Annotated in this window: 11 protein-coding genes; 6 read left to right on the top strand and 5 right to left on the bottom strand. The window is 49.5% G+C overall.

All coding sequences use genetic code 11. From position 1 onward, the window contains the following. Window positions 1-73 precede the first annotated feature (73 nt). The 4 genes from rpoH to folE form a co-directional block, all read right to left on the bottom strand. Window positions 74-970, bottom strand: coding sequence for an RNA polymerase sigma factor RpoH (gene rpoH / locus OVA03_RS10175; RefSeq protein WP_267527711.1), 897 nt, complete (start codon window positions 968-970; stop codon window positions 74-76). 357 nt (window positions 971-1,327) lie between these two features. After that, window positions 1,328-2,365: an RluA family pseudouridine synthase gene (locus tag OVA03_RS10170; RefSeq protein WP_267524239.1), complete on the bottom strand. Its 1,038-nt coding sequence runs from the start codon at window positions 2,363-2,365 to the stop codon at window positions 1,328-1,330. A gap of 75 nt (window positions 2,366-2,440) precedes the next feature. Then, the gene (locus tag OVA03_RS10165; RefSeq protein WP_267524237.1) at window positions 2,441-2,878 is read right to left on the bottom strand and encodes a biopolymer transporter ExbD; all 438 of its coding nucleotides are present in this window, start codon (window positions 2,876-2,878) and stop codon (window positions 2,441-2,443) included. 236 nt (window positions 2,879-3,114) lie between these two features. Next, window positions 3,115-3,765: a GTP cyclohydrolase I FolE gene (gene folE, locus OVA03_RS10160; RefSeq protein ID WP_267524235.1), complete on the bottom strand. Its 651-nt coding sequence runs from the start codon at window positions 3,763-3,765 to the stop codon at window positions 3,115-3,117. Window positions 3,766-3,978: 213 nt separating this feature from the next. Here folE and cysS point away from each other — a divergent pair, with 213 nt between their 5' ends. From cysS to OVA03_RS10145, 3 genes are read left to right on the top strand one after another with little or no spacing between them, the layout of a single operon-like run. Next, window positions 3,979-5,472, top strand: a complete 1,494-nt coding sequence (gene cysS / locus OVA03_RS10155; protein ID WP_267524233.1) for a cysteine--tRNA ligase — start codon at window positions 3,979-3,981, stop codon at window positions 5,470-5,472. 2 nt (window positions 5,473-5,474) lie between these two features. Further along, window positions 5,475-5,921, top strand: a complete 447-nt coding sequence (locus OVA03_RS10150; RefSeq protein WP_267524231.1) for an SRPBCC domain-containing protein — start codon at window positions 5,475-5,477, stop codon at window positions 5,919-5,921. Continuing rightward, complete coding sequence (locus OVA03_RS10145; RefSeq protein WP_267524229.1) at window positions 5,918-6,340, top strand: iron-sulfur cluster assembly scaffold protein; 423 nt, start codon at window positions 5,918-5,920, stop codon at window positions 6,338-6,340. The genes OVA03_RS10150 and OVA03_RS10145 overlap by 4 nt, the downstream gene beginning before the upstream one ends. Before the next feature lie 22 nt (window positions 6,341-6,362). On the opposite strand, the gene fsa is transcribed toward OVA03_RS10145, so the two are convergent. Continuing rightward, complete coding sequence (gene fsa / locus OVA03_RS10140) at window positions 6,363-7,016, bottom strand: fructose-6-phosphate aldolase (RefSeq protein ID WP_267524227.1); 654 nt, start codon at window positions 7,014-7,016, stop codon at window positions 6,363-6,365. Window positions 7,017-7,222: 206 nt separating this feature from the next. Here fsa and OVA03_RS10135 point away from each other — a divergent pair, with 206 nt between their 5' ends. From OVA03_RS10135 to OVA03_RS10125, 3 genes are read left to right on the top strand one after another with little or no spacing between them, the layout of a single operon-like run. Continuing rightward, window positions 7,223-9,040: a hypothetical protein gene (locus OVA03_RS10135; protein ID WP_267524225.1), complete on the top strand. Its 1,818-nt coding sequence runs from the start codon at window positions 7,223-7,225 to the stop codon at window positions 9,038-9,040. Continuing rightward, the gene (locus tag OVA03_RS10130) at window positions 9,037-10,392 is read left to right on the top strand and encodes a DUF4214 domain-containing protein (protein WP_267524223.1); all 1,356 of its coding nucleotides are present in this window, start codon (window positions 9,037-9,039) and stop codon (window positions 10,390-10,392) included. Before OVA03_RS10135 ends, OVA03_RS10130 begins: the two co-directional genes overlap by 4 nt. A 23-nt stretch (window positions 10,393-10,415) precedes the next feature. Next, on the top strand, window positions 10,416-14,609 hold the full coding sequence (locus OVA03_RS10125; RefSeq protein ID WP_267524221.1) for a glycosyltransferase family 4 protein: 4,194 nt from the start codon (window positions 10,416-10,418) through the stop codon (window positions 14,607-14,609). Window positions 14,610-14,793: the final 184 nt, after the last annotated feature.

Below are 14,793 nucleotides of genomic sequence, written 5' to 3'. Positions count from 1 at the left end.
TTGGATTTTACAGTATTGAAACGATAAAAATGTATTTGACGCTTTAGCGTCGAAACTTTTTATCGAGATATTTTTAGGCCAGTTGTTGTGAACGGGCCGCTTCCATCATTGCTTTTTGCAGCTTTTCAAAGGCGCGGACTTCGATCTGGCGGACGCGCTCACGCGACACCCCAAACCGTTCCGCCAGTTCCTCAAGCGTCACCGGCTGGTCTTTCAGGCGGCGGGCCGTCAGGATTTCACGCTCACGGTCGTTCAGTTCGACCATAGCTTCTTCGAGCAGGCCCATGCGCAGGGAATGTTCTTCGGACTCAGCCAGAACCGTCTCCTGATTCTCAACCTTGTCGTCGACCAACCAGTCCTGCCATTCTGAGTCACCCTCGGCGGCGCGTAAGGGGGCATTGAGCGACGAGTCCGGTGAGGACATGCGGCGGTTCATGCTGATCACGTCATCTTTCGAGACGCCCAGCTTGGTGGCGATCTGCTCAACCTGATCGAATTTCAGGTCACCGTCTTCGAGAGCCGAAATTTCGGACTTCACCTTGCGCAGATTGAAGAACAGCTTCTTTTGCGCCGCGGTGGTGCCCATTTTCACCAGCGACCATGACCGCAGGACATATTCCTGAATCGAGGCCTTGATCCACCACATAGCATAGGTCGCTAGCCTGAAACCGCGGTCAGGATCGAACTTCTTGACCGCCTGCATCAGGCCGACATTGCCTTCACTGATGACTTCGCCCATCGGCAGGCCGTAGCCGCGATAGCCCATGGCGATCTTGGCGACTAGCCGCAGGTGCGACGTCACCAGCCGGTGCGCCGATTTGGAATCCTGATGCTCCTGCCAGCTTTTGGCCAGCATGAACTCTTCGTCCTTGGCCAGCATCGGGAATTTACGAATCTCGGACAGGTAACGGTTAAGGCCGCCATCGGGTGACAGTACCGATGGGTTTGGAATAGCTACGGAAGTGCTCATCTGCGTATCCTTGACCGGCCCGTCGCCATAGGTGATCTGGGCCTCGTTTGTGTCTGCCATGATGCGTGTCCTTTAAAGCCAGCCCCCGGTAATAGCCCTGGGTTCTACCTGAACCTCGCGGCAATTACATGGCGTGCATCAGAAGATACGATCAATGATCAAATCCAGATGTAGGTATCGGCTAAATGAATTAAAAGGGGTAATCCCCGCAATGAGGAATTATTTTTATGCGAAGCTGCACAAAATAGAAATTAAGGGGCGAAAGTCATCAGCTTAAGGTGGGTATCATCCGTAATCTCCACATCTTATACGACAAAAAGGCGATGCATAACAGGTGTTTTCAGCTTTTTGGCCGGATCACAACTCTGTGAGCCCGGTGAGCAGGTTTTGAAAATCATCTGGCGGAGGGGCGTCAAAGCTCAAAGCCTCGCCCGTTATGGGGTGAACAAAGGCCAGATGGGTGGCGTGCAGCGCCTGACGGGTGAAGTTCAGTTCCCGCAGCAGGGCCTGCACGGGGGCTGCCGGAGCACCTGAGCCATAGACCGGATCACCGAGGCAGGGCGCGCCCAGATGGGCCATATGGACGCGAATCTGATGGGTGCGGCCGGTTTCCAGCTCGCAGCGCACCAGTGAGGCGGCGGGTTTGGTGCCGCCAAAGCTTGCCTGAACCGTGTAATGGGTGGTGGCTTCGCGGCCGCCGGCCTTAAGCACCGCCATTTTCTTGCGGTCATGGTGGGAGCGGCCGATCTGGGTGGTGACGGTGCCCTTTGTGGCCTTGGGCGTACCGCGCACGATCGCCAGATAGGCGCGGCCGATGTCGTGTTTGGCAAATAGCGCGCTTAGGCCGTGATGGGCGGCATCGGATTTGGCGGCGACCATAACGCCCGACGTGTCCTTATCGAGGCGGTGGACAATGCCGGGGCGCAGCACCCCGCCTATGCCGGATAATGTGTCGCCGCAGTGATGGAGCAGGGCGTTGACCAGCGTGCCGTCTGGCGTCCCCGGTGCCGGGTGCGCGGCCATGCCAGAGGGTTTGACGACCACAATCAGATGGGCATCTTCATAAAGAATCTCAATCGGCAGGTTTTGAGGCTGCGGAAGCGCGGCAATCGGCGCGGGTATGGTCAGGCTGTACTGACCGGCCTTGGCCTTATGCTTGCCGTCAGGGATGAGGTGGCCCTCAAAGGTCAGGCGGCCTCCGGCAATGAGGGCTTGTAAGCGCGCGCGTGAAATATCGGGGGCTGCCTCACCCAGAACTGCCATCAGGGCACGATCCAGCCGCTCTCCGGCGGCATCGGACGTAAGAACGAGGTCAACAACCTGCCCGTCGCTTTGCGCCGAAGCCTCCAGCAGATCGTCATCAATGTCTTCGTCTTGGGCGTCTTGGGGTGTCATATGTGCAGCTTAATCGAAAAAGCGCCGGAAGATGGCTTCCGGCGCTTAAACTTATCATTCAATGATCTGAATGAATTACGAAATGTCTTCGTTGATCAGGCCGATCTTGAAGTAACCATTTTCCTGAAGCTCGTTCAGAACCTTCATGAACTCTTCGTATTCAACGTCCGGTTGGGCGCGCACCAGAACGCGCTCATCGGTCGGGTTCGGGCTGGCCAGAGCCGCGGCTAGATCAGCGGCCAGAGTTTCGATGGTCACCTGCTTAGTGCCGACATAATAGGTGTCCTTGTCCTGAATGGACACGAACACAGGGTCTTTCTTTTCTTCGAGCGGGTTCAGCGGTGCCGATGCGGGCGGCAAGTCCAGCTTGATCGACACGGTCGCCATAGGTGCCGACACCATGAAGATAATCAGCAGAACCAGCATGATGTCCACGAAGGGCGTCACGTTGATGTCAGAATTCTGTTCGACAGTATAGCGTGAACCGCCACCGCCACCGAGCTTCGCGCCCATATGCACACTCCCTAAAAGCCCGTGTGGCTTAAGCCTGCGGGGCGTCGTAAATCTCAGGTTTGCGATTTAGGATAATTAACAGGCGTTTGTAAAGCCCATAAAGCCCTATATCTGTAACCTCATGTGATGAGATTAAATTATTTTAATCGGAGTGCGCAAGCCCTTAAATACAAACGCCCCGCAGAATAATCAGCGGGGCGTTTAATTCATAAAAACTTTATAATTACCGCGCCCGCTTACCGTGACTGGCTTAGGCGGATAAAGCGTTCCTGCAGCGCCAGATTGGTCTCAAACACGCCCGTAAAGCTGGTGGTGATGGTCGAGACGTGTTTGTGGTGCACGCCGCGGGTGGTCATGCACTGATGCTCGGCGTCAATCAGGATAGCGATTCCTTCCGGATTCAGAGATTCCTGCAAGGCTTCGGTGATCTGCTTGGTCAGGGTTTCCTGAGTCTGCAGGCGCTTGGCGTAGATTTCGACGACGCGGGCGATTTTGGAAATCCCTACCACCTTATCGGTCGGGACATAGGCGACATAGGCCTTGCCCAGAAACGGTGCCATATGGTGCTCGCAGTGGCTTTCGACGTCGATATCGCGCAGCATGACCATGTCATTATAGCCCTGCACGTCCTCAAAGGTGCGCGAAAGCTCCTTCTTCGGGTCAGCGGTGTAGCCCTGGAACCACTCATTGTAGGCATCGACAACGCGCTTGGGCGTATCGATCAGGCCTTCGCGGGTGGGGTCGTCACCGGCCCAGGCCAAAAGCGTGCGTACGGCGGCCAGAGCTTCATCCCGGCTGGGGCGGGCGGGGTGCGCTTTGGGGGTCGGGGTAAGATCATTGGCGGCGTTTTCAGACACGGTGCCATGATTGGGGTCAAAACTGTCCATTACATCTCTCTATGAGGGCCGAGTGGCGCCGGACCGACGGGCCCGGAATGACGCGTGGCATCCCTCTGCGGTCTATGAACTTACGCAAAGCGCGCCTATTTAGATGAAATCAGCGCCAAAATTTACGTGCAGTCATGACCTAACCGCGTCTATATGGGGCGAATGGCGGTTATTACAACCGAAAAATACTTATATCCTACTTAAGTCTGGCTTATGAAACTAACGATCTACGACACGCTTGAGCGGAAAAAGCGCGAGTTTGAACCGAAAAATCCGGAGCGGGTCACGCTCTATGTCTGTGGGCCGACGGTATATAACTACGCCCATATCGGTAATGCCCGCCCGGTCGTGGTGTTCGATGTGCTCTATCGCCTGCTGCGCCATATCTACGGCGAACAGCATGTCATCTACGCTCGCAACATCACCGATGTTGACGATAAGATAAACAAAAAGGCGATGGATGAGGGCGTCGATATCTCCGTCATCACTAATAAATTTGCCGATATCTATAATGCCGATATGGCGGCATTAAACGCCCTGCCGCCGACCTACCAGCCGCGCGCGACCGATCACATGCCCGACATGGTGGCGATGATTGAAAAACTGATCGAACGCCAAGCGGCCTATGTCACCGACGATGGCGAAGTGCTGTTCCGCGTGGCCGATTATGACGCCGGCTCAGGCCGCTATGGCAAGCTGTCGGGGCGATCATTGGATGATATGATTGCCGGCGCGCGGGTCGAAGTGGCTGAAAACAAGGACGATGCCGCCGATTTTGTGTTGTGGAAGCCGTCAAAGCCCGGTGAGCCGGTCTGGCCGGGGCCACGCAACCCTGAAACCGGAGAGGTTCTGCCGGGGCGGCCGGGCTGGCATATTGAATGCTCCGCCATGAGCGAAGCGGTGCTGACCCTGCCGATTGATATTCATGGCGGCGGTCAGGATCTGATTTTCCCGCACCATACCAATGAGATTGCGCAGTCCTGCGCCACCCACGGTCATGACGATCCGGCGGCCTATGCTCGCTACTGGATGCACAATGGTTTTCTCGATATGTCCGGCGAGAAGATGTCGAAGTCGCTTGGCAATGTGGTTCTGGTCCACGATCTGACCAAACAATATCCGGGTGAGGTAATCCGCTGGGCTTTGTTGAGTGGTCACTATCGCTCGCCCCTCAACTGGACGCCTGAACTGCTGGAGCAGAGTAAGAAAAATCTGGATCGTCTCTATGGCCTATGGCGGCGTACAGTTCACCTGAATGCCTTGATGGAAGAGACCGCTAGTCGTGATCCTATGGACCACGGCTTTTATCCCGCGGAGCAGCAAGCGGAAGTTAATTTGTGGCCGCTTTTGGATGATCTCAATACTCCGCAACAGCTTGCAGTCATCTTTGAGGCAGCTTCGGCGCTCGAACGCGAACTAAGCTCTAGTGAACCAAGAGACAAGTATATGGCTTGGTTGCGTGCATCTATTAAGCAGGCTGCTGATATTCTCGGCATCCTCCAACAAGACCCCGAAATTTGGTTCAAAGGCGGTGCGTCGGACGATCTGACTGCTAAGGTCGAGGCCTTGCTGGTCGCCCGCACAGAGGCCCGCGCCGCCAAAAACTGGGCCGAGGCCGACCGCATCCGTGATGAACTGAACGCGCTCAAGGTCGAGGTGATGGATTCACCCACGGGTGCGACCTGGAAACTCAAGGCAGGAGTATAGCTGTGGCTGTAAAGGTTGAATATCGCATCGGCATCGCCGCCCCGGTCGATCACGTCTATGAGGTCATTGCCGACATCAACAACTGGCCGCAATGGTCACCGATCCATAAACATGCCGAAGCGACCCTGAAATTCGGCGGGCCGTTCCACGTCATTGAGCATTACGAAGGTCTGGGCGATTGGGAGGTCAAGGGTTTCCTGTCCGACTGGTCGCCGATGTCACACCTGCATATCGGCGTGCCCAAGCGCTTTTGGGAAGGCAGCCTGACCCGCTATTTCGAGATGGAAGAACTGTCGAAAACCGGCTCCAGCTTTGCGGTAGGTGCCCTGTTCGGCGGGTATTTCTCGGAACGCGAGGGCAAGCTTTACCGCCCGCATCTACGCAAAGGGTTTGAAGCCATGGCTACGGCCTTGAAAAACCGCGTGGAAGGCACGATTTCAAGTTCATGATCGACGAACTTTATTCCCGCGAAATCCTGAAACGCACGACGCAACTCATGCACGTCGGGCGGCTTGAAGCCCCCGACGGCACCGCCGAGCGCGCCTCAAAACTGTGCGGCAGTCATATCGTCGTGGATGTCAAAATGGACGGCGATGTGGTGGCCGATTTTGCTCACGATGTCGAAGCCTGCGCCCTGGGGCAGGCAAGCGCGGCCATCCTCAGCCAGCATGTGATTGGGGCGACGACCGCGGAAATCACCGCCGCCCGCGATGCGCTTAAAGCCATGCTTAAGGGCGAGGACGCCACATTCCCTGACCGCTTTGCCGATCTGGTGATCCTGAAATCGGTCAAGGATTTCCCGGCCCGCCATACCTCAACTCAACTGGCCTTTGAAGCGACGGTTGCGGCTATAGAAAAAGCCGCCTGATCGTCTCAGGCGGCTTTTTAAATTACAGTATCGACTGACCCGTCGAGGCCCAATCCTTCATAAAGGCATCCAGGCCCTTATCGGTCAGCGGATGCTTGAACAGCTCCATAAACACCGACGGCGGCAGGGTGGCACAATCGGCACCGGCAAGCGCCGCATCGGCGACATGCTTTGAATTGCGCACAGACGCCGCCAGAATCTCAGTGTCAAACTCATGCATGTCATAAAGCTGACGAATATCGTGGATCAGGCCCATACCGTCGGCGCCGTGATCATCCAGACGGCCAATGAACGGCGACACAAAGGTCGCGCCCGCCTTGGCGGCCAGCATGGCCTGAGAGACCGAAAAACATAGGGTCACATTGGTCATCAGCCCTTGCGCCGACAATTCCTTGGTGGCTTTGAGGCCCTCAACGGTGAGCGGCACCTTGACCACGACGTTAGTGGCGATCTTGGCCAGTTTTTCGCCCTCTAATATCATGTTTTTGGCGTCGTTTGATACCACTTCGGCTGAGATCGGGCCGGGCACCAGGTCGCAGATTTCCTTAATGACCTCAAACATATTGCGGCCGGACTTGGCGATAATGGTCGGGTTGGTCGTGACCCCGTCGATCAGACCGGTTTCCATAAGTTCAGCCAGCACCTTGGTGTCGGCGGTATCAGCGAATAATTGCATTATCTGGGCTCCTGAATTCCCTTGGGCGTATATCGGTTCTACGCTGTTGAGCCAAGGATTTTTCCCAATACAAGCGTGATATGCGAGGAGTTAAGAATGCTTTTCAAGAGCTATTGGATTTGTAGGTTGCCAAATTATTTTTATATCTTAGACGTAAATATATACCTTCAAAAAGGCGTTAGCCGAATCGTATGAACGGAATAATTATGGTAAAGAGTAAAATTCGTGTCGCTATAACCTGCGACCTTTACCGTTTCAAACCCGGAAAAAGCGAAGTTTCTAACTTCCAGAACCGTAACCTTAGGTGGTGTTATGAATTGATCCAAAAAGCTCTGATCAGTAGCGGAGATGTGGAACTTTCATTAGTGAATGCGCCTGAAGACCCAGAACTTTTTCAAGCGTGTTTTGGTAGTGCTGAGGCCTATGAAAATTATATCATAAATTCTGAGAGTGCTTGGGCTAAAAATTATGAGGCCGCTTCGCCCATATTATTTGCGAGCCTTTATGACCAACTATTAAATCAGGATTTAGTAGTTGGTTTTGAAATGCCGCCCTCTATTCGAAATCGGCTGCATACTGATAGCAAAAGATACATAAATCTATTTATTCATCCTCTAAGATTTTTGAAAGACCTCGCCTTTGGAGCAACATCCAATTGCCCACAGATAGAGTCATGTCTCGCTAATTTACAGTTCGATCCATCGGAGATATCCACCCAGGTCAGTCGGTTTAAAGCTTTTTTTATGAGATCGCAGCACCCCGCTTGTCATTTACCTGATGGTATCCCCTTGCTAATCGGGCAAACATCCGCTGATAGTGTTGTTATTAAGGATGGTACCTTTGCCACCTGGCAAGATTATGCTGGGGTGTTAAGTGAACGGCTAAAACCATATAATACCGTAGCATTCCTGGAGCATCCAGGCAGGTCTAACAGCAGCCACATCACAGAATTTTTACGTAGCCGACTTGGCAAAACTGTTATCTCCATGAGGGGTAATAGCTACGGGTTATTATTTTCCAATCCTGATATTCCTGCGATCATAACCCTGTCGTCGTCTTTGGGTGTTGAAGCTCAGGCTATAGGACATGATACGCAGTTTTTGATATCTGACCCAAGACTCAAGTTGTCGAGTCAAGGCATTGAACACCCTATGCATTTTTTAGGTCACTCAATCCTCACTGAGACTTTTTGGAAGGCGTTGATAGGAAAAGGAGACGTTTCTGAATTGCACGAAAAGGGCGCTTTCTTTTTAGGGGATAACCTGGTTCGTAATAGCTTGGATGCTTGGGCATTTAGGGCGTTGCAATATGAAATCAAAATTGAACCGTCCGTGCGAACAATTTTGCCATCAGTTAGCTCTGATGAAAATGAAGTCAAACTATTGGCATCTGCTTTTACAGGAACGCCATCAATACATGACCAAAAACTAGACGTATCTGTAGCGCTGGCGGAAACACAAGGTATAGCACTTGGTGTCCTTGATAAGCCCCTTTCCCTTTCGCAAAATTGGACCTTGCCCATATCATCACGTCAAAGCGGTCACTACTTCAGGAGTGGTTTCCATGCTAGCGAGCACTGGGGAATATGGTCAGGCAGCGTGGTATCAGAACTTGTTATTCCTGTAAGTGTAGGCGCCTCGTCATATGCTCGAATAGTTTTGGAAATGGAAATAGGTATTTATGACGGGGCTTCGTTATCTGCCCCAGTTTTAAAAATATCTGTAGGCGACTATGCAACAGGGTATGTCCTTTTTCGTACTATGAATTCGGAACCGCAAACAGTGTCTTTTGAAATTTTATCTCAGCAACCAGAATTGGTCATTGGTTTTAAACAGACACATCTTGTAAGCCCAAATCAGATTAACGGCAGCCCTGATACACGCTTACTCGGATTTAGTTTGAGTCGCGTAAGTGCACGATATATTGAAAGTGTTAAAAGCGTTGATGATTATCGACCCGCCGCGCCATCTGTATGGGGTGTGCTGTCCGAACCTATAGAATTGGATGCCAGGCAATCTTCATGACCATAATTCTGGAAAACGACATCATGCTCGATCAGATAAGTTCTTTGAACGCAGCCTTTTCTAAACGTGAACAAGATCTTGTAAACGATATTGCCAGCTTATCTGCGGAGCGTGATCGCTTGTTGGAGCAGGTCGGGGCCAATGACTTGCGGCAACAACTGGCCTCAAATGACCAAGCCTTTGCCGATCTTACCGAGGAGTTAGAGCGGGTTCGTTCTAATGCGAATGAAGTCAATGCAAAATTTCATTCTGCTCAAGCCGATGTTTCGCTCTTAATAAAAGAGTTGCAGCTTATCAAAGAAAAAGAGCAGGCATTAATAATCGAAAACAGAAAGCTTGAGCGGGCTTCATGTGAGCAAACACAAGAAGTAAAAAACAAACTAGATGCATACTTGCATGATCAATTAAGTCGTGAAAGGGAAATAAATGCTGTAATCCTAAAACTTCACGACCAGTACATGTCTTACTTAGGGTTCAGTATAGGAGTTCAAAGTGAGCGCGACGCAAAATTTGGATCACTTATTGAGGCTTTGCGAAATGATATATATTACAAGGAGAAAAAAGCTGTAGAAAGCTTTGCCGAGCGTGATGTTTGGCAAAACAAATACAATGAATTAAAAGATATAATTTCTCTGCAAGTCGGTCAAGTTGCGGAAATGTTAAATCAGTGCAAAGCTCTTGTTGAGGAGAATAAGAGCGTTATTTCTGATCATAAACTTATTATTGAAACGTTAAATTGCTATGAAGATCAAGGAGGCGCTATTCTAGAGCATAATAAAGATGAAGACAATTCAAAAATTTGCAAAAACCTTGATGAACTTATTGATCTTTATGATCAGAACTTTATTTCGTCAGCGTATTATAATTTACTGCTAAGGGCGCCGGATACTGCCGGGTTTAATTATTACCTGAATAGGGTGCGCGCAGGGTATGACAAACGCCACATAGTCTTTGAGATGAGAACCTCTGTTGAAGGGCGTAAGGCTGGTGTCGAGCTGCCGGGTTTGATTACAGGAAGACCGCTTTGGCGACGTATTGCAAGCCATTTGAGGGGCTTTTTACATGCGGTGATTGGAGTATCCGCTATTGAGAGGCAACTTCGTCGTGTCGAAAACCAACAAGGCCGATTTCGCAATGAAATTATTCAAATACTAACATCTAAACAATACTCTAAAAGCGAGCGCTTTAATAAAGAGTTTTATTCAAATTACAAACATAAAGACCTTAAATATACCAATCTTGAGACGAATAAGCACATTGATGGTATGGAAATCATAGGGATTAACCCTCATTTACAGGAAAAAGAAAACGAGGATCTTCTTTTCTTCGAACTTTTGACTAAAAAGCATTAGCATTCAAACTAAATGAGGACGGCATGAAAATTGTACTGGATTTGCAGGGCGTACAAGGAGAAAGCCGAAATCGGGGAATTGGCCGTTATAGCCTATCACTCGCTAAAGCATTAATCAAAAATCGGGCTGATCATAACGTTATTATCGCGTTAAATGGGATGTTTACGCAGACGATAGCGCCCATACGTGCGGCCTTTGAAGGGCTATTACCGCAGGAGAATATCAAGGTCTGGGATGCTGTTGGCCCAACTTCGCCTTTAATGCCGGGTAGTGCGTGGCGTTCAGATGTTGCTGAACTGTCTCGTGAGGCATTTCTTATGAATTTGGAGCCCGACTTTGTACACATATCGAGCCTGTTTGAAGGTTTTGGTGATGACGCTGTGCATTCTATCGGCCGGTTGCCAGGTCGCTGTCCGACCGCGGTTACTTTTTATGATTTAATTCCTTATATGCAAAAGGAGATATATCTAACGCCTAACCCGAACTACGAAGCCTTTTATAACCGCAAGATTGAGGATTTAAAACGAGCTGATCTTTTTCTGGCGATTTCAGAATCTGCCCGTCAGGAATTGATAACGGAGCTTAATATTCCTGGTGACCGTATTGCTAACATTATGGCGGGTGTGGATGGTAACTTTATACCCACTGTCCCTGGCGATTCCGATAAGCGGGCTCTATTCACAAAGTTTGGTATTGATAAGCCCTTTATTATGTATTCCGGCGCCACGGATGAGAGGAAGAACCACCTACGCCTTATACGTGCCTTTAGTTTGCTGTCCGCAACGCTTCGTGAAAAATATCAATTGGTATTCGTTGGAAGCCTTCCAAGCGAACATAAGCTGCGGTTTGAGCATGAGGCGGCTCAGTGCGGTTTGCCGTCAAGATCTCTGATTATAAGCGGCCGTGTTAGTGATGTCGAATTAGCGCAACTATATTCTACCTGCGATCTTTTTGTATTTCCGTCATGGCATGAAGGTTTCGGGCTGCCGGCATTGGAAGCGTTATCATGTGGAGCGCCTGTAATTGGGTCTAATACAACAAGTATTCCTGAAGTTATAGGCTTAAGTCGTGCTTTGTTTGACCCTTTTGATGAGAGGTCGATTTCGGCAAAAATGCAGGAAGTGTTGAGTGATCCTGCGTTTAAAATGGCTCTGCGCGAGCATGCCGAAACTCAATCTGGACTGTTTTCTTGGGATATCAGTGCAAAGCGTGCCCTGGACGCTATGGAAGCTCAATACAATGCTTCGAATGTTGTTCGCGTGTCTGACCTCCCCGACTACAGTAAATTTATTGTCCCCCTCATAGCTAAGGAACTTAAAGACTCCTACGCGCTGCACAAGCCCGAAGACCAAGAAGTCAAAGAGCAGTCAATCTGTATTTCCCAAAATGGACATAAGGGGATGCGCCAACTTTTGATTGATATATCTGAGTTGGTACACCGAGATTCCAGAACAGGCGTTCAACGAGTAACCAGAAGTTTGCTTAAGGAAATATTAAGTAACCCACCTGCCGGTTTTGATGTTCAGGCTGTATATGGTCGTCATGACCAAGCAGGATATAGATATGCAAGGCGGTACCAGGCTAATTTCACCTGTTCAGGTGATCCAAAAATCGAAGATGATTCTGTTAAAATATCATCAGGAGACATTTTTATAGGGTTAGATCTTCAACATGATGTAGTCATTGCCAATAAATCTTACTATTCGTATCTTAGGCTTTGCGGAGTGGAAGTTTATTTTATAGTATATGATATATTGCCATTAATTATGTCAGATAAATTTCCTGATTATCTGCCTCCTCTGCATGAGGCATGGCTAAAAATAATCTCTAACTCGAATGGTTTATTGTGTATTAGTGATGCGGTTGCTACGGATTTGAGCAAATGGCTCATCAGGAATGGCCCTAAACGGATAAGTCCTCTATCTTTCGGATGGTTTCATATCGGCGCTGATATTAAGGGGTCGCAGCCGAATGATGGTTTGCCCGAAGAGGCTGAGGTAACTCTTAATATTCTAGCCTCTCGTCCGACCTTTATTATGGTCGGTACAGTTGAGCCTAGGAAAGGCTATGCTCAAGTGCTCGCAGCGTTCGAAGATCTTTGGCGGGGTGGTGTAGATGTAAACTTGGTAATTGTTGGGCGGGAAGGGTGGAATGTCAGCAAACTTGCTGAGTCGATTCGTAAACATAATTACTCTGGCGCGCGTCTTTTTTGGTTAGAGGGTATAAGCGATGAATATCTTGAGCATATTTATGACGTCTCTTGCTGTCTAATAGCTGCATCAGAAGGTGAGGGGTTTGGACTGCCTATTGTAGAAGCCGCTCAACATGGTTTGCCGGTTATCGCACGAGATATTCCCGTATTCAGGGAGGTTGCCTCTGATGCTGCTCATTATTTTTCAGGCGCTGAGCCCAAGGCGATCAGCGAATGCTTGCTCAATTGGCTGAGCAGCCGTCAAGATGGAATTGCGCTTGGGGAAATTAAGCCTAACTGGTTAACATGGAAGCAAAGTGCCCAAAACCTCCTAAATGTTATTATCAAAAATAGATGGCAATATAACTTCTCAAGTGATGTTGATAACAATACGGACACAGATTTGATCAATCTGTCAGTGAAGGCTACCCAACTTCTAGGTAGGCAAGCGCATCAAATTCATGAAAATACCCTCTTCGTTGATGTTAGTGAAGTTATCAGAAAGGATAGTCGAAGCGGGATTCAACGCGTTACGAGAGGGATATTCTCGGAATTAATAAAGAATCCACCTGATGGCTTTCGCATCATGCCCGTTTATGCCGACCTAAACACTGTAGGCTATTATTGTGCGCATGATTTCCTGTTTTCCTCTCACAATCTTCAGAACCTTGATGTTCCTGACGAGCCATTGAAGCCTAAGGACGGGGATATATTCCTTGGCTTGGATTTGCATTTAGGTTTGGCGCCGCGACAAGAGGGATTTTTAGCGGGATTTCGAAATGCTGGCGTGAAGGTCTATTATATCGTATATGATCTTCTGCCGTTGCTTATGCCTCATGCCTTCCCAGACGGCACTGAAGACGGATACCGGCATTGGTTACACAGCGTAACAAAAAATGATGGTATAATCTGCATATCGCGTGCTGTGGCTGATGAGTTGGATCGTTGGCTTGAAGCTCACGGCGAAGGTGCCAACGACATTAATATCGGTTATTTTCATCTGGGCTGCGATATCAAGAGCACCACGCCTTCAATAGGTATTGAACCCATACATCGGAATACTTTGGACCAACTTAGATCAAAGCGTGTATTCCTGACGGTTTCAACAATTGAGCCCCGTAAAGGGCACCGGCAAATTCTTGAGGCTATGAATTTACTCTGGGCACAGGATAGTGAGCTGGTTTGGGTAATTGTCGGTTCCAAAGGCTGGAATGTAGAAAATTTGAGTTCTGATATTATTAATCATCCGCATTTTGGCTCAAATTTGATATGGTTGAAAGATGTGAGTGATGAATGTCTCGAAGAGCTCTACGCTATCTCAGACTGCCTGATATTTGCCTCTGAGGGCGAAGGTTTTGGTCTGCCGCTGATTGAGGCTATGCATCACGGTTTGCCTATTATAGCGCGTGATTTGCCGGTGTTCAAAGAGGTGGCCGGGGAATATCCGGCGTATTTTAATGGCATGGAACCTGATGATCTGGCGGGCGCGATTAAGGCGTGGCTTGCGCTGTCTCCAGAGCCTAAACAACGGTTTGTTAAAGATATAGAACGTCTGACCTGGGCGGGCAGTGCGGATCAATTGCAGCGAAGCCTTATTGACGGTGACTGGTATAAAAAGCGAAAATCAAAGCGTTCTAGGGTCTATAAAGCGCACGACCGCCGGTTTCACACAGCTAATGGGCAGCGCACGCAAGATGGAGTTCGAAGCAATGGTGAGGCGGGATTTTTGTTGTTTGGGCCATATGTAGCCATAAGTCCCGGAAACTATTCTATAAAGGTTAAGGGGCGCTCCGCGACTAAGGGGAGCGGGGCCAGTTTTGTTGACGTGGCCGCAGATAAGGGCCGGTTGGTTCTGTCTAAAATGGCGCTAAAGCCTTTAAGTCATGACGAGGTTTTGGCGGACTTTACCATTGCGTCCACCCAACCTATTGTCGATTTGGAAATCCGTGTATGGGTAGAGGCTAACCATCTTGTTGAAGTGACTGCAGTGGAAATTAAGGATTTAAATTCTGTCGAAATTGAATAGATGCGCCTACGAATTTATAATGCATTCGAAGGCGCATAATTAATTAGGACATATATGTAAGGGGGGCTAAATAGTTTAAGCTTTGCCCTGTAATGATATCAGTTTTTTGCAAAGTTATATTTGCCGTCCGGACGTGGTATTCATGAGCTGCCGTGCTCTACAAAAATAACGTTCACCCACATTC

The organism is Asticcacaulis sp. SL142 (genome assembly GCF_026625745.1).
Classification (GTDB): domain Bacteria; phylum Pseudomonadota; class Alphaproteobacteria; order Caulobacterales; family Caulobacteraceae; genus Asticcacaulis.
Note: the sequence above shows the minus strand (reverse complement) of the source record. Positions and strands in the feature narration are given on the sequence as shown.